General features: G+C 69.6%; 16 protein-coding genes. 11 read left to right on the forward strand and 5 right to left on the reverse strand.

What is annotated here, in order from left to right; all coding sequences use genetic code 11:
• Positions 1 to 51: 51 nt before the first annotated feature.
• The gene (locus tag OG871_RS27495; protein WP_371500260.1) at positions 52 to 882 is read right to left on the reverse strand and encodes a hypothetical protein; all 831 of its coding nucleotides are present in this window, start codon (positions 880 to 882) and stop codon (positions 52 to 54) included.
• A 523-nt stretch (positions 883 to 1,405) separates the two neighbouring features.
• On the opposite strand from OG871_RS27495, the gene OG871_RS27500 reads away from it, so the two are divergent.
• Complete coding sequence (locus OG871_RS27500; protein WP_371500262.1) at positions 1,406 to 2,734, forward strand: DNA-binding protein; 1,329 nt, start codon at positions 1,406 to 1,408, stop codon at positions 2,732 to 2,734.
• 62 nt (positions 2,735 to 2,796) lie between these two features.
• On the opposite strand, the gene OG871_RS27505 is transcribed toward OG871_RS27500, so the two are convergent.
• On the reverse strand, positions 2,797 to 3,834 hold the full coding sequence (locus OG871_RS27505; protein ID WP_371500263.1) for an NAD-dependent epimerase/dehydratase family protein: 1,038 nt from the start codon (positions 3,832 to 3,834) through the stop codon (positions 2,797 to 2,799).
• A 329-nt stretch (positions 3,835 to 4,163) separates the two neighbouring features.
• On the opposite strand from OG871_RS27505, the gene OG871_RS27510 reads away from it, so the two are divergent.
• The 4 genes from OG871_RS27510 to OG871_RS27525 are packed head-to-tail and all read left to right on the forward strand — an operon-like array spanning position 4,164 to position 7,156.
• Positions 4,164 to 4,304 carry a hypothetical protein gene (locus tag OG871_RS27510; RefSeq protein ID WP_371500265.1) on the forward strand — a complete coding sequence of 47 codons (141 nt, stop codon included), beginning with the start codon at positions 4,164 to 4,166 and terminating at the stop codon, positions 4,302 to 4,304.
• Positions 4,305 to 4,318: 14 nt separating this feature from the next.
• Entirely contained in the window at positions 4,319 to 5,509 is a 1,191-nt protein-coding gene (locus OG871_RS27515) for a cupin domain-containing protein (RefSeq protein ID WP_371503447.1), read from the forward strand.
• Complete coding sequence (locus tag OG871_RS27520) at positions 5,506 to 6,351, forward strand: aldo/keto reductase (protein ID WP_371500267.1); 846 nt, start codon at positions 5,506 to 5,508, stop codon at positions 6,349 to 6,351. Before OG871_RS27515 ends, OG871_RS27520 begins: the two co-directional genes overlap by 4 nt.
• A complete protein-coding gene (locus tag OG871_RS27525) occupies positions 6,332 to 7,156 on the forward strand; it encodes a hypothetical protein (protein WP_371500269.1) in 825 nt (274 codons plus the stop codon). Before OG871_RS27520 ends, OG871_RS27525 begins: the two co-directional genes overlap by 20 nt.
• 50 nt (positions 7,157 to 7,206) lie before the next feature.
• Here OG871_RS27525 and OG871_RS27530 read toward each other — a convergent pair whose 3' ends face one another.
• Genes OG871_RS27530 through OG871_RS27540 form a run of 3 tightly spaced genes read right to left on the reverse strand, consistent with a single transcriptional unit; the run spans position 7,207 to position 8,932 of the window.
• Positions 7,207 to 7,737, reverse strand: a complete 531-nt coding sequence (locus OG871_RS27530; RefSeq protein ID WP_371500271.1) for an SDR family NAD(P)-dependent oxidoreductase — start codon at positions 7,735 to 7,737, stop codon at positions 7,207 to 7,209.
• 26 nt (positions 7,738 to 7,763) lie between these two features.
• Positions 7,764 to 8,078, reverse strand: coding sequence for a DUF397 domain-containing protein (locus OG871_RS27535; RefSeq protein ID WP_371500273.1), 315 nt, complete (start codon positions 8,076 to 8,078; stop codon positions 7,764 to 7,766).
• Entirely contained in the window at positions 8,075 to 8,932 is an 858-nt protein-coding gene (locus OG871_RS27540; RefSeq protein ID WP_371500275.1) for a helix-turn-helix domain-containing protein, read from the reverse strand. Before OG871_RS27540 ends, OG871_RS27535 begins: the two co-directional genes overlap by 4 nt.
• 129 nt (positions 8,933 to 9,061) lie before the next feature.
• On the opposite strand from OG871_RS27540, the gene OG871_RS27545 reads away from it, so the two are divergent.
• The 6 genes from OG871_RS27545 to OG871_RS27570 are packed head-to-tail and all read left to right on the forward strand — an operon-like array spanning position 9,062 to position 13,922.
• A complete protein-coding gene (locus OG871_RS27545; protein WP_371500277.1) occupies positions 9,062 to 9,184 on the forward strand; it encodes a hypothetical protein in 123 nt (40 codons plus the stop codon).
• A gap of 57 nt (positions 9,185 to 9,241) precedes the next feature.
• Positions 9,242 to 10,459, forward strand: a complete 1,218-nt coding sequence (locus tag OG871_RS27550; RefSeq protein WP_371500279.1) for a cytochrome P450 — start codon at positions 9,242 to 9,244, stop codon at positions 10,457 to 10,459.
• Positions 10,456 to 10,956 (forward strand): deoxycytidine deaminase, encoded by a 501-nt coding sequence (locus OG871_RS27555; protein ID WP_371500281.1) that lies wholly within the window; start codon positions 10,456 to 10,458, stop codon positions 10,954 to 10,956. Before OG871_RS27550 ends, OG871_RS27555 begins: the two co-directional genes overlap by 4 nt.
• Positions 10,953 to 11,489, forward strand: a complete 537-nt coding sequence (locus tag OG871_RS27560; protein WP_371500283.1) for a dCTP deaminase — start codon at positions 10,953 to 10,955, stop codon at positions 11,487 to 11,489. Before OG871_RS27555 ends, OG871_RS27560 begins: the two co-directional genes overlap by 4 nt.
• A complete protein-coding gene (locus tag OG871_RS27565; protein ID WP_371500285.1) occupies positions 11,482 to 12,144 on the forward strand; it encodes a hypothetical protein in 663 nt (220 codons plus the stop codon). The genes OG871_RS27560 and OG871_RS27565 overlap by 8 nt, the downstream gene beginning before the upstream one ends.
• Entirely contained in the window at positions 12,141 to 13,922 is a 1,782-nt protein-coding gene (locus OG871_RS27570; protein ID WP_371500287.1) for an amino acid--tRNA ligase-related protein, read from the forward strand. The genes OG871_RS27565 and OG871_RS27570 overlap by 4 nt, the downstream gene beginning before the upstream one ends.
• Positions 13,923 to 13,941: the final 19 nt, after the last annotated feature.

The raw sequence follows: 13,941 nt of genomic DNA on the forward strand, positions 1-13,941 counted from the left end.
TAGGGGGAGACGGCGTTGGAGAACCCGAGCCGATGGCCGGGCGGGAGGCGGTCAGCGAGCAGCGGCGAACGACTGGGCCACGGCCTGGCGGATCAGCTCGTCCGGCCGGCCCGACAGGCTCGCCCACGGCTGCGAGGAGACGAACGGGTTCAGCGCCGCGAACACCTCGGCGGCCTGCCGCGGCTGCCGAGTCGCCCAGAGCGCATGGGCGAGGTGGCTCTCGTCCACCACCGGCCACCGGCCGACACCGCTGTGCCCCGCCCGCCAGTGCTCGTAGGCCCGCCGCACCGTCGACCGGATGCCGTCGTTGTGCGTCCACTGAAGCGCGGCCTCCTCCTTGCGCTCAGCGCGGCGGTAGCGCTCGACGTGCAGGTACAGAGGGAGGGCGTGGAGCGGCGAGCCTTCCGGGGCGGCGGGCAGATAGGTCGCCAGGAACTCGGCCGCGGTGCCGCTCCCGCCCCAGGCCAGCCACACCCGGAGCATGCGGTGGAACGCCTCCCTGCTCCACGGGTCCGCCCGGCGGGCCTGGCCGAGAAGACCCCATGGCCCGGCAGGGAGCATCCGATCGGGTGCCCCGACCCGATGCTCTGGACGTGCCTGAGCGGAATCCAGTTGGGCGAGCGCGAGCAGCCCGATCCACGGAACGGGGTCGCCGGCGAGCGTGGAGGCCGCCTGCCAGCACCACCCCCGGGCCGCGCCTTCGCGGGAGGCCGCTTCCTGCGGGTCGGTCTTCTGCTGCCCGGCCATGAGAGCCAGCTCGACGGCGGCCCTGGTCTGCAACGTGACCAGGCCGAAGCCGTTCGGCTCCTCGGCGCCCCAATGCTGAAGGACATCCGTCCGGGCCGAGACCGCGCCGAGCGCTTGGGTACGGGAGGCCCACAAGCCCGGGTCGCCCCACGTCCGTGCGAGGAGCGCACGGGTCGACCACCAGCGGCCGTGCTGTAGATCCTCCAGTGCAGCCCGGAGCTCACCGTCGTGGCCGGCAGGGTGTTGCACCAGCTGAGCCGTGTCAACGGTAGACGCTGATGGCATGACCCATTTCCCCCTCGTGATCCGTCTGTGCCGCTCTCCCCAGCTAGGTGAAGGGCCGAGGACGCCGGGCAGGCAGCCGGCGGACAGCCGGGTTCACCCGGCCAGGTCGAGGAAGGCAGAAGAGAAGTGGCCGGATCACGTTGCGCCATGTGATCCAGCGATCGGCCACCTACTGTCCTGGCTCACGCGGAACACCGCTACAACCGCCACATGTCATCTTGTGGCTGGGGCTGACGGCTGCCGATCATCGAGGTGTCATCTCGTCAGTTTCTGCAGCGTGAAAGCCATATACGGGGTATTCCTAGATGCGGGCTCTCCCCGCACGCGCGGCGGCTGAGGCTCTGGTCGACACCAAGGGGCGGAGGCGTGCGACATGTCGAAGAAGACGCTGCTGCGGGTCCTGATCGATAAAAGGGGATGGGAATTCCCCGACTTCGACAGGGAGTTCAAGGACGCCGGCAACGAGCTGGCGAAGAAGCACAAGGACTCGCGGTTTAGCGGCCTGACCATGTCGGAGGCCACGTATCGGCGTTGGGTCGCAGGGACGGTGTCCCGCCCGACCGGCAAGTCCGTACAAGTGCTCCAGCACATGTTCGGCCGGTCCGCCGACGAACTCTTGGGACCGGCAAGCGAGGGAGACCCCGAAGCACTATCCCGGCAAGAACTTGAAAGAGAGCTCGCGATGACCGCACGCGACGCATCCGACCACGCTGCCTCCGTGGCGTCCGCCTTCGTCTCCGACCTGTCCATCGACCAGGTGGGAGAGGACCTCCTTCGACTGGCCCGGACCTACAACAACCGCCCTCCGTTCGACGTCTTCCGCGAGGCCCGCCAGCTTCGGGCCGACGCCGAAGCTCTCTCGGACCGGACCCACATACCCAGCCAGAAGCAGCAGCTGCTGATCGCAATCGGCCAAGCGACGGCACTGCTGAGCATGACCGCCTTCGACCTCGGCTCCCTCGGGGACGCCACACGGCTCGCCCGCACCGCCGCGATGTACGGTGAAGCTACCCGTTTCACGCCGCTCTCCGCCTTCGCGGTCGGCACGCTCGGGATTCTCGCCTACTGGGAGGGCCGACCAGCCGAGGCGATCCGCCTCGTGCGGCAGGCGCAGTCGTTCGCCGGTGTCGGAACGGCCGGCAGGACGCGCATCGCCGCCATCGAGGCCAGGGCCTACGGGCATCTAGGGGACCGGCAGCGAGCGGCAGCGGCGGTCAACCGCATCGCAGGTGATGCCGCAGTCGAGCACGACGATCTCCATGACGGGGTTGCCGGGGAATTCCTGCACGGGCCCGAGCGCATCGCCCGCTCTCACGGCACCACCTTCCTGCTCCTGCACGACAGTGCCGGGGCGCAGGAGCACGCGAGGCGCGTACTGGAGCTGCAGAACAGCCTTCCCACAGATCAGAGGCTGCCCCGAATCGAAGCAGAAGCGCGAGCGGACCTCGCGTCAGCGCTGATCCTCGGCGGTGAACTGGACGAGGCCGTCGAGGTCCTGACGCCGATCGCCGCGCTCGCCCCCGACAGGCGACCGGCCGGCCTGGTCGAGCGCGTGATAAACGTCCGCAGACTGCTCACCACGGAGTCCGTCCGGACGTCACCCGCCGCCGTCGCGCTGAGCGACTCTCTGGAGGAGTACACGAGGGTCTCGGCTCCCAGGCAACTCGGTTCCGGTGTAGCACGGCTCGGCATCGGCGAGTAGCAGTCCCTGACCGGTGGGGCGGGGTGGTCCAGGCGGATGCCGGTCACGCCGCCCCAGCCGTCTCAGCCGAGCGAGCGGGCCGCCGCGAGGATCTCCTGCTCCCGGGCCGCGTTGATGCCGTGGGCAGACGCCCTCGGGTGGGGGACAGGTGAGTTGCCTGCTTGCAGCCAGTCCCAGGTGTCCCGGACCGTGTCCTCCAAGGGGCGGCAGGTGAAGCCAGCGGCGTAGGCCGAGGAGGAGTCCACCAGCCAGACCCCCTCGTCCGTCCGCCAGAGCGGCAACTCCGTCCACTGGCGGACCCCGTGGTCCAGCAGCACTCCGTCAGTCACCCAGCAAAGCTCACCCGGTCCGCCCGTCACGGCCAGGCACGCCTCCAGGAAGCTCCCCATCGTGTCCCGGCCGATCGGCGCCGCCACGTTGTGGACGCCTCCGCCAGGATGGTCGGCGACATCGACGGCGAAGCGAGCGACGTCTCTCACGTCCACCGGCTGGATCCCCTTGCCGGGACTTCCGGGAGCCAGGATCTCGCCGCCGCGGGCCGCTCGCCGAAGCCACCACGGAAGCCTGCCGACGTACTCGTGTGGGCCCAAGATCACGCCGGGGCGGAGTAGCCAGCACCGATCTGCTCCGAACGTCTCGACCACCGCCCGCTCACCGCCAGCCTTCTGCCGACCGTAGTGCAGATTCGGCCCCAACCAGCCCGGAGGATTCATCCCGTAGTCGCTCCCGGCATCGGCAGGTCCGTCCAGCAGCGGGTCGCCCACCTTGAGGGGGTGATCCGGCCACCCGGCGTACACCGACACGGTCGAGACGTAGACGTAGCGGTCCGTTGCGCCTTCCAAGGCCCTCGCACCGGCCAGCACAACCTTCGGCGGCTGTTCGGCGGCCGAAGTGTCGATCACGGCGTCCCACGGGCCCGCTTCTGCCAGCCGGGACAGGTCGTCCGCCGATGTACGGTCACCGATCACCCGCTGGACGCCCGGAAAGAACGCCCCGGACCTGCCCCGATTGAACGTCGTGACGGCCCAACCCCGGGCCAGCGCTTCCTCAACGACGGCCTTACCCAGAAACCAACCGCCGCCGATCACCAAGACTCTCATGCCAGGCATCCTGCCCAGAGTTGGCACCCGCTCGCCACCCCGTAGCGCACGGTCAAACCCGAACCCCCAGGCCGCAGCCGTGACCGCGACAAAGATGACACCTCGATGACACGTCGGCGAAGAGAGGCCGCCGAAGTGACAGGTCGAAGGCATGGCCCTGTCAATGCCTCCCGGACAGACTGGGTTGCTCGGCCGCACCGCTGATCCGGATCGATCAACCGGTGGCTGCCGGGAATTCCCGTCGGCACGAGCGTCTGTCTCGGCCACCCGCGGGACTCACCACGATTCCCGCCGAACAAGCCAGCGGGAGAATCCAAGAGGAGTACCTGATGGAAAGCATGACGCCCGCTGTTCAGGACAACGAGGGGGGCGGCCTCCTGGTCGCCGTCCGCAACATCCGGGCCGCACGGTCCCGCGCGGACCTGCCGTCCGACAACACGGGCGGTAAGTCCGACCAGAACGACACCTGATCCAGATGCCCACGATGCACGATGCCGCTTCGTGGGCGGTGCGCCTGGGTGGGGACCAGTTCCTCACCCGGGTGTTCCACCGCTCCTACGCCATCTTCCCGGCAGACGGGACCGACACAGGCTCCCTCCTCCCCTGGGACGATCTGAACTCCATCGTCGCGACGCACCGCATGGAGCCGCCGAGGCTGCGGCTGTCGCAGGACGGGGAGACCACCCCCCTCGGCCGGTACTCGGCCCCGATCACCAACCGGCGCGGAGTGACCTGGAACCGGGTTCACCCTGCCGAACTCCATGCCAGGCTCGCCGAAGGCGCGTCCTTAGTCGTGGACGCGATCGACGAGATCCACCCGCCGATCCGTGCCGCCGCCGAGGCCTTGGAACGCTTCTTCGGCACGCCCGTGCAGACGAACGCCTACGCCTCGTGGACCGAGCGGGAAGGCTTCGGTCGGCACTGGGACGACCATGACGTTGTCGTTGTCCAGCAGCACGGCGCGAAGCGCTGGCGGCTATGGGAGCCGACCCGGACTGCGCCCACCTTCCGCGACGTGGAGTCTCCGGAGGAACCCGACGGCGAACCGGTCGCTGACATCGTCCTTACCCCGGGTGACGTCCTCTACCTGCCGCGCGGATGGTGGCACGCCGTCACCGCCGACCAGGGCACCGAATCCTTGCACCTCACATTCGGCCTCGTCACCCACACCGGAGCCAGCCTCATCAACTGGCTGGCCGACCAGATGCATACGGACGCCGTCATGCGGCTGGACATCCCCCGCCACGCGGAATCTCCGGCGAAATCCACGTACCTGGAAGCCTTGCGAACTGCGATGATCGCCGCCCTGTCCGACCCCGAGTTGATCGACCGGTGGGCGGACTCTGTCGACACCACCCACTTCGGCCGCCCGGCCCCGTCCCTGCCGTACGTGGCGGAGCTCCCGCCTCGTCGGAAGATCGCCGTACGGCTCACGGCGGCCCGAGCCAAGCTCACGACCAACATCACCGCGGGAACCGTCACCTTGGCGGCGGCCGGCACCGAGTGGGAGTTCGCGCAGCAGGCGGCCCCCGCGCTCCGCGCCTTGGTCGCGGGCGAGCCCGTGACTATCGGGGACCTCGCCGATGCCGCCGACCTGGAAGTCAAGGACGTGGCAGGCGTCCTGGCGGTCCTCATCAAGGGCCAGGTTGCCTGCGTCGTCAAGGCAGCACTGTGAACGCCGCTCTCGGCCTGGGGACCTACCGGGTGCGCGCTGTCAGCGAGGCGGCGCGCACCGCCCTTTTGGCCGGAACGCCCTGGATCGACACGGCTCCCAACTACGCGCACGGCCGCGCCCACCGCGAGCTCGCTGCCGTTCTTCCGGAGTACCCGGGTGTTCGGGTGGCGACGAAGACCGGCTTTGATCCGCAGGGACGCCACAGCATCGCCCCGGAGTTCGTCCGCTCCCAGACCGAGCAGACCCTCGCCGACCTCGGCCAGGCGGACTTGGTGTTCGTCCACAACCCCGAGCGGTCCAGCTACGACCGCGGGCAGCTGCACCGGAACGTACTCGGCGCGTTCGCTGTGCTCGAGGAGTTCGCGCACGCCGGGCGCATCGGCGGCTACGGCGTCGCCACTTGGTCCGGCTTCACGTCCCGGGCGTTCACCGTCGCCGAGCTGGTCGCCCTGGCCCGCGCCGCCGCCGGGTCGCAGAGCCACCGCCTCACCGGGGTGCAGATGCCGGTGAGCCTGGTAATGGCCGAGTCCCTCACCCAGGCTCTCGACGGGGACGGACCACTTGTCCACGCACGCGAAGCCGGGATCACCACCTTCGCCTCCGCACCCCTGCACGGTGGCGAACTCCCCGCGCTGATGACACCCGAACTGGTGAATCTCATTCAGCCGGGATCGAACCCGTACGCCGCCGCGTTCCACCTGGTCGGGGCCTGCCCGGCTCTCGACGTCGTCCTCACCTCGACCAGCAGCCGCGCGCACTGGGACGATGCCACGACGGCCCTCGCCCGCCCGATCCCGGAAGACCGACTCAGGAAGGTGCTAGATGTCCTTTCAGCCGGATGACGCCGCCCGCCACCGCCTGGACGGCGCGCACGCCAAGGCCGCAGCTTTTCTCGGCCTCGCCTGCACTGGGCCGTCTGTCTTCGGCACCTCCGGGTCGACGGTCGGCCGCCGCGCAGGGGACCTCTGGCTGCGTGTCTCCAGCGGCCGGCGCCGATTCGCCCCTCGGCCCACCGGCCAAGGGCCTCTCGGAGCCGAGCAGTTCATCCCGGAGTCCGTCCCGCGCCCGCGGCTGCACGACACCCTGGACTGGACGGAGGCCGCCTGGGCCTACCAGGCAGATGTCTTCGACCTGGTCGGCTCCGCGGTGTCCTCGACACCGCACCTCCGCCAGGACCCGGGCCTGGAGGACAGCTGGTGGAGCGGTCTGAAGACCGCGCTGGCCGGCATCGCCATGGCCCCCGGGACAAAGATCCTCTTGCGGCCCGAATGGGTCGAGGAGGTCTTCCCGAAGTACCTCGGCATCCCGGCCCCCGCTACGGTCGAGCGGACCACCGGCCACGGCGATCTCCAGTGGGCCAACCTGACCGCCAAACCGCTCATGATTCTGGACTGGGAGCGCTGGGGACTCGTCCCCGTCGGCTACGACCCCGCGGTCCTGTGGGTCAGCAGCCTTCTCGTGCCCGCAGTCGCAGACCACGTCCGCGCGGAGTTCTCCGCCGTCCTCGACACCCCGGCCGGACGTGTCGGCCGACTGATCGCCCTCGCGGAGATGCTCCAAGCCGTCGACCGCGGATACTACCCGGAACTGGCGCCACTCCTCGCAGACGCCGCATACAGACTCACCGGCGTTCGCCCCGCGTGCTGACCACGGGCGGGCCCGACAACAACGCTGTTACGGCCCCCAGCATGGCGCTCTCAGCAACCAGTGGACGGGATGTGGACCTTCGTGTCGACCCGGTCGAGGGGCTGCTCAGCCGCGTCGAGCAGGGATCGGGAGTCGAGTTCGACAGGAGAACGGTCGTGCGGAAGCGATCCGGCCGTAGCCGTTCTTGCGCATCTCGGGGATCGCGGCGGCGCTGAGCCGCGAGGCGCCGAGGAGGTTGGTGTCGAGGGTGGCGCGGACCCTCTCGAAGTCGGTGCTGCGGCCGGCTGTCGGCGGTCGATGGCGACGGCAGCGTTGTCGATGAGGACGTCAAGGCGGCCCAGCGGTGCCGCCACGTCGGCGACGGCGAGGGCTACGCTCGCGGGGTCGGTGACGTCCAGGACGTGGGAGTGGACGACCAGCCCCCTACGGCTGAGGGCGGCCTGGGTGTCGCGGCCGGCCAGGGCGTCGCGTACCCCCATGCCGACCTGCATCCCCTGTTCGGCGAGGCGGGTGGCGATGGCGAGGCCGAGGCCGCGGTTGCCGCCGGAGACGAGTGCGACACGGTGTTCCGAGAATGTCATGCGGCCAGTGTCGCGAAGCGGGTGGGTCAGCGGCGGCGGAGCTTGCCCGCCGTGAGGCCGTCGACAAAGTCGTCATATTCACCCTCAGTGAAGAGAAGCGGGTGCTGGTCGGGATTCAGGGAATCCCGCATCCCGACCAGTCCACGGGCCAGGAAGGCGATCTCGACGCAGTTGGTGCCGCCGCTGCTGGCCGTTTGCCATTCCGCTTGGTCGTATTGCGCTTGGACCCACGTCGGATCCAGTGAGTTCTTCTCGTCGGCGGTGACGATGCCCTTCGGGCCCCAGTAGGCGGTGCTGGCCTGCTGGACGGGTGGGGCCTGCTTGAGGTTGGCGTGGGTCACGAGAGGTCCTTGGCGATTCTGGAGAGCAGTGCCAGCGAGTCCGCCGGGGACAGGGCGTCTGTCTTGAGGTGGTCGCTGGTGGTGCGGTAGGCGGTGACGGTTTCGGGGTCGTGGAGGTGGAGCGCGGCGCGCATGCCTTCGATGGTGACGGTGTCGCGGCCGGTCGGGAAGGACATCGCCATGAAGGGGCCGTCCATGCCCGCGTGCGCGCCATGAGAGAGCGGGATGACCTGGATGACGATGTTCCGGTGCGTGCGCGCCAGGTTGATGAGGTGTTCGACCTGGGCGCGGGCAGTCTGTCGGCCGCCGACTTCCTGACGCAGTTGTGCCTCGGTGAGCACAGCCCAGATCGGGAGGGCCGGCTGGCGGTCGAGAGCCTCCAGACGCATGTTGCGGCGGGTGGTGATGAAGCGTCCGATGTCCTCCTCGCTCTTCCAGGCCCGGCTCGCGATGATGACGGCGCGCTCGTAGTCGTCGCACTGCAAGAGGCCGTGGACGACAACGGGGTACCAGATGAAGAGGGCGCAGGCGAGCTCCAGGCTGGCGAGGTAGTCGCCGAGGGGATCGTCGACGACTCCGGGGTACCGCTGGTGCCAGTCGCGTTTTCGTGCGTTGCGGACCATGTCGCGCCAGGCTTCCTGAACCTCTGGGTCGTCGATCTGCAGGACCTGGAAGAAGTGCGGGAGCTGCTGGAGTTTGATGCCCTGCGTGCCGTTCTCGATCTTGGAGATGGTCGAAGCGGAGCCGTACCCGAGGGCCTCGGCGGCCTGTTCCACCGACCAACCGACGCGGAGGCGGGCCTGCCTGACCTCGCTGCCAATGCGGCGGCGGCGCGGTGTGGGTTCAACGGCCATGCTTGGACACCTCCCTCGTCGGGGAAAGGCTAGCGCTTGGGCCAGTTGATGCATATGCCTGGCTCGCGAAAGGGACACTGTTTCCCTTTCGACGGTCTTGCCCTTTGGGCTGACGTAGCGTCATTATCGTTGAGCAGTCCGGAGTTTGTCCTCATCTCCATCGCGCTGGGCGCCTCCTTCGGATCGCTGGCCTGCATGCTCTCGCGGGCCACGCTGTGCGCTCGTCGGCCCGTCCCCGTCCAGCTGCTGTGACTTGCAGGCCGGCGGGGTGCTCACTGCCAGACGCCACCTGGAACCCGGAAGGTACGTATGGACCAGCAAACCGTCTTAGCCTCGCTGAATACTGGTGCGGACAGAGAGGACGCCCTGGCCGCGCTCGCCCGAGGACCGAGGGCCATCGACTGCCCCGACCTCGGCAGCGGGCGCCTCGTCTTCACCCGCTACCGGGAGGTGCGCCACCTGCTGCGGGCGCCGGGGTTCACCTGCGCGCCCACGGCGAGGGGAATGCTCGACGAGCTTCCGCCCGAACTGCGCTCCCTCGTCGGCCCGGTCACCTCCTGGGTGCTGTACGCCGACGCCCCGCAGCATCCGCGTATCCGGACGTTGCTGTCCAAGGCCTTCGCACCGCGCCGGATAGCTGCCCTGGAGAGGCACATTGCAGATGCGGCGGACGAGTTGGTCAAGCGGTTCATCGGGTCCGGAGGCGGTGACGCAGTCAGTGGACTGGCCGAGCCGCTGCCGGTCGACACCATCAGCACGCTGCTCGGCATCCCCATCGCGGACCGCGCCACGGTCAAGGCATGGTCGGACGACGTTATCCTCCTGACCGAGCCCGCGCTCACCGGCGACCAGGAGCAGCAGCTTGCCCGTGCATGGACCCAGCTGGCGTCCTACTTCGGTGACCTTATCGAGCAGCGGAGCGCCCAGGCTGGCGACGACATCGTCTCGGCGTTCGTCGATGTCGAGGCCCAGGGCGACCGCCTTACCCGTATCGAGGCGGTGTCGAATCTCATCGCCCTGCTCGTCGGCGGTCACGAAACGACCGGCGGGCTGATCTCGGCCCTGCTACTCGCCGCCGCCGAACACCCCGAGCACTGGGACCGGGTCCTTGCCGACGACGCCTTCGCGGCCGGGTTCGTCGAGGAGGTACTGCGCCTGTATGGGCCGGCGATGATCACGGCCAGGACCGCCGCTGCGGACTGCGATGTCTTCGGCATCCCGATTAGCGCGGGGCGGCGGCTCGTCCTGTTGCAGTCCTCGGCGAACCGTGACCCCGAGATCTTCGAGGAGCCGGAGGAGTTCCGGCCCGACCGCAGTCCTAACCCGCACGTTGCCTTCGGGCACGGACCGCACGCCTGCTTCGGCGCTGCATTGGCCCGGATGGAGGCCACCGCGATGCTGCGGGCCTTCGTCCGCCGGGCGGACCAGCTGCGGATCCAGGCCGACCAGGTCGCGTGGAAGCCCTCCCAGGTAATCCGCTCGGCATCCCTCCTGCCTACGGCCGTGGTCTCCGGGAGCACGAGGTGATCCTCACCGGTCCCGCGATCAGGCAGGAGGTCGCGGCCGGCCGCATCACCTTCGCCCCACTCGCCGACCACGCCGTGAACCCGAACAGCTGCAACTATCACCTGGGCACCGAACTCAGGGTTTACAACGAGCGGACCAAGCGCTGGAGCGCAGTGGAGATGACCTCGGACGGCTATCTCCTGCGCCCACGCCGGATGTACCTGGGTCACACTGCCGAGGTCATCGGCAGCCGCGAGTTTGCGATGCGCCTGATCGGATGCAGCTCCAACGGCCGCCGCGGGCTGTTCCTACAACTGTCCGCAGACCTCGGGCACACCACCTCGCAGCACCGCTGGACGCTGGAGATCGTCGCGGCCAAGCCGACGTGGATCTTCCCCGGCATGGTCGCCGGCCAGGTGTCCTTCTGGCACAACGCCGGCCCCGTCCAACCGACTCCGGCGCTGTACGCGGGGTTCAGCCACCCCTGTGAATCGCAGATGATCGGAGCCCCCGCGTGATCCTCACCGGACCGGAGATCGCCCGCCAGGTCGAGCAGGGACGCATCACCATGGACCCCTTCGACCCGGCCCGCTGCACCACCAACTCCTACGATCTCGCCCTCGGACACCGGCTGCTGGTCTACCTCGACGATGTCCTCGACCCCCGCCTGCCGTCCGCGCACGAGACCCGCGAGATCCCCGCCACCGGCTACGTCCTCCAGGCCGGTGACTTCGTGCTCGCCGAAACCGCCGAGCGGCTCGGCAGTGACCACTACGTCCCCCTGATCCACGCCAAGTCCGGGTTCGCCCGCCTGGGTGCCTTCGCCCACGTGACCGCGGACCTGATCGACCTCGGGTTCCACGGCCGCTCCACACTCCAGCTGTACGCGACGCTGCCTGTCATGATCTTCCCGGGCATGCTCGTCGCACAGGCCACCTTCTGGGTGCCGTACGGAGAGATCGAGCTCTACACGGGCAAGTACCAGGGCGCGGACGGCCCGTTGCCCTCGCGCAGCCACCTCGACCCGTGGGCGGCGGCAGCCCGTGACTGACATCCCGGTGGGAACGTTCACCTCCCTTCAACAGGACTCGGCCTGCCTGTTCGCGACCCGCGCCCGCCTGGAAGCCGCACCGGTCTTCGACGGCACCGACGCCTTCACTGCCGGTCGGGCCGCCGCACCCGCCCTTGTCGACTTCGCCTGGCGCGCCCAAGCCGAAGAACTCGACGGTCTGGTCCTCGAACTCACCTACCGCCCGCTCGGCGCGGACCTCGACACGCTGGCTGTCACAGTCCGCCAAGTGATCTCCGGGCTCCTCGACGCCATCGGCACCGATCCCGGCACGGCCCTGCGCGATGCCGGAACCCCCGGCTGGTGGCTCACCCTCGCCGGCACCCGCTGGTTCGTCGTCGTCTTCGCCCCCTGCTACCCCTCCACCTCACCCCGCTCCACCCACGGCCTCACCTCTACCTTTCTCCTCTTGCAGCCCGTCCATTCTTTCGACCGCCACGCCAGCCCTAAAGGCAGCGTCATCGCCCCGGTCGTCCGTCAGCGGATCCGCGACGCCCACACCGTCGCCGGATGCCCCTACGACCCGGCGCTCGCCCAACAGGACATCGAAGCACTGAAGTTCATCGCACCCCTGCACCAGGACGACCCGCCCGTCACCTGGTGGCAGCCCGGCCTGCACTGCCCGGAGACTGCATGAAGACGCACCCCAGCCTCCACCAGCTCGCCGCCGACATAGCCGCCACCCACGCCACCACGGTTCCTACCGCCTGGAACGCACCCGCCGAACTCCTGTCCGCCGCACAGGCCCTGTTCACCCACCCTCCGGCCGACGGAGCCGACGAACTGCTCGCCGGAATTGCCCGCCTCCTCGGCCACGGACCTCACCCCGCCGTTACCCTCCACGCCACCCGCACTGACACCGCCATCCCCCCGCAAGCCCGGCCGACCGGGCCGACAGGCCCCCGCGAGGAGGACGTCCTCCTCCACGCCCTCATCGCCGCTGCAGCCCCCGGCAGCCTGCCCTGGCCCCACAGTCACGCAGACCCAGGCCTCCTCACTGCCGCGACCAGAGCACTCACCAGCCAGATCCCCTGCCGGACCGACGCACTTCGCGCCGCTGCCGTGCACTACCTCCTGCGGCAACTGCCCACCGCCGACGAACCCCTGCGCCGCACCCTTCTGCGCAGAACTGCCTGGCTCCTCGACCCCCGCACTGAGGACCCCACCCGGCTGCTGCTGCACCTCACCGGCGAGGACGACCCGCTCGCCCCCGTACCCGTCAGCCGGACACGAGCCGCCGAGCGGTGCAACCAAGCACTCCCCACGGCGGACTGGGCCGCCTGGCCGGCGCCGGACCATGTGCTGCGCCTGTCCGGCCGGGTGGCCACCGTCCGCGCACACCGCCACCTCACCTTCGCCGACCTTGCATGGGACGGCCGCACCGCCCAGCTCGCCTTCGACCCCGACAAGGCCAGCACGCTCCAGCCCGGCGACCTCGTCGTGGTGCGCGGAACCTGCTCGGCCAGCCGGACCGGCGAGCCCACCCTTTTCGTCCGGCAACTGGAGCGCCACGAGCCCGGCGCCCCACCACCGTCACCCCACCCCGACCTCTCGCCCGCGCTGGCCCCCCTGCGGGCCCGGTTGGCCGCGGACGGATTCCGCGAGGCGATCGGCCCCGTCCTCACCGACGCCTATTTCGGCGGAGCCGCACGGCCGTTCACCACCTGGGCCCACGCCACCGGGCGCCGCCAGTACCTGCGCGTCACCGCGGAACTCGACCTGCTCGCCGTCATCGCCGCCGGAACCAGCCGCTGCTACGAGATTGGCCCCAGCTTCCGCAACGAAGGACGCCGAGGCCAACCGGTCAGCGAGTTCGTGATGCTGGAGGCGTACGCCGCCGACCTCGACCTCGATCACGCGACCCGCTACCTCGCTGGCCTCGTCGCCGGCATTCTCCACCTCCCCGGCCCCCTGCGGCACCGCACCTTCGACGACGCCTTCCAGGACATCACCGGCATCCACCCCGTCGACGCCCCCGCCATCCGGGCACTCGCCTACCCGCAGATCCCGTACACCGCCGCCCGCACCGACGACCCCGACCTCCTCGCCCGACGTCTGTGGCGCCACAGCGTCCGGCAGAACCTGCGCGGCCTCACCGCTATCACCCACATCCCCGGACCTGGCTCCCCGCTCATCGCCGGCACCGGCCGCACCGCCGAACGCGTGTGGCTGTACGTCGACGGACTCGAACTCGCCGAGATCGCCCGCAACGAACGCGACCCCGCCCGGCTCGCCGCCGCATTCCGCGCCCAATTCACCACCGACCGCCACGCCGCCCACCGCACCTACCAGGGCGTGCTGGACGTGTTCGACAGCGGCCTGCCGCCGTGCGTCGGGCTCGGCATGTCCGTCACCCGCCTCGCCGCCCTCGCCCACGCCAGCATCCCCGGCCCCCGCCGAGCGTCAGCCGCCTGACCACCAGCATTCCCCAGAC

Source organism: Kitasatospora sp. NBC_00374, from assembly GCF_041434935.1.
In the GTDB taxonomy this organism is placed as follows: domain Bacteria; phylum Actinomycetota; class Actinomycetes; order Streptomycetales; family Streptomycetaceae; genus Kitasatospora.

Excerpts from the sequence above, each read along its gene's own strand:
- OG871_RS27500 (WP_371500262.1), top strand. The coding sequence starts at position 1,406 with ATGTCGAAGAAGACGCTGCTGCGGGTCCTGATCGATAAAAGGGGATGG.
- OG871_RS27505 (WP_371500263.1), bottom strand. The coding sequence starts at position 3,834 with ATGAGAGTCTTGGTGATCGGCGGCGGTTGGTTTCTGGGTAAGGCCGTC.
- OG871_RS27510 (WP_371500265.1), top strand. The coding sequence starts at position 4,164 with ATGGAAAGCATGACGCCCGCTGTTCAGGACAACGAGGGGGGCGGCCTC.
- OG871_RS27515 (WP_371503447.1), top strand. The coding sequence starts at position 4,319 with ATGCACGATGCCGCTTCGTGGGCGGTGCGCCTGGGTGGGGACCAGTTC.
- OG871_RS27525 (WP_371500269.1), top strand. The coding sequence starts at position 6,332 with ATGTCCTTTCAGCCGGATGACGCCGCCCGCCACCGCCTGGACGGCGCG.
- OG871_RS27530 (WP_371500271.1), bottom strand. The coding sequence starts at position 7,737 with ATGACATTCTCGGAACACCGTGTCGCACTCGTCTCCGGCGGCAACCGC.
- OG871_RS27540 (WP_371500275.1), bottom strand. The coding sequence starts at position 8,932 with ATGGCCGTTGAACCCACACCGCGCCGCCGCCGCATTGGCAGCGAGGTC.
- OG871_RS27550 (WP_371500279.1), top strand. The coding sequence starts at position 9,242 with ATGGACCAGCAAACCGTCTTAGCCTCGCTGAATACTGGTGCGGACAGA.
- OG871_RS27570 (WP_371500287.1), top strand. The coding sequence starts at position 12,141 with ATGAAGACGCACCCCAGCCTCCACCAGCTCGCCGCCGACATAGCCGCC.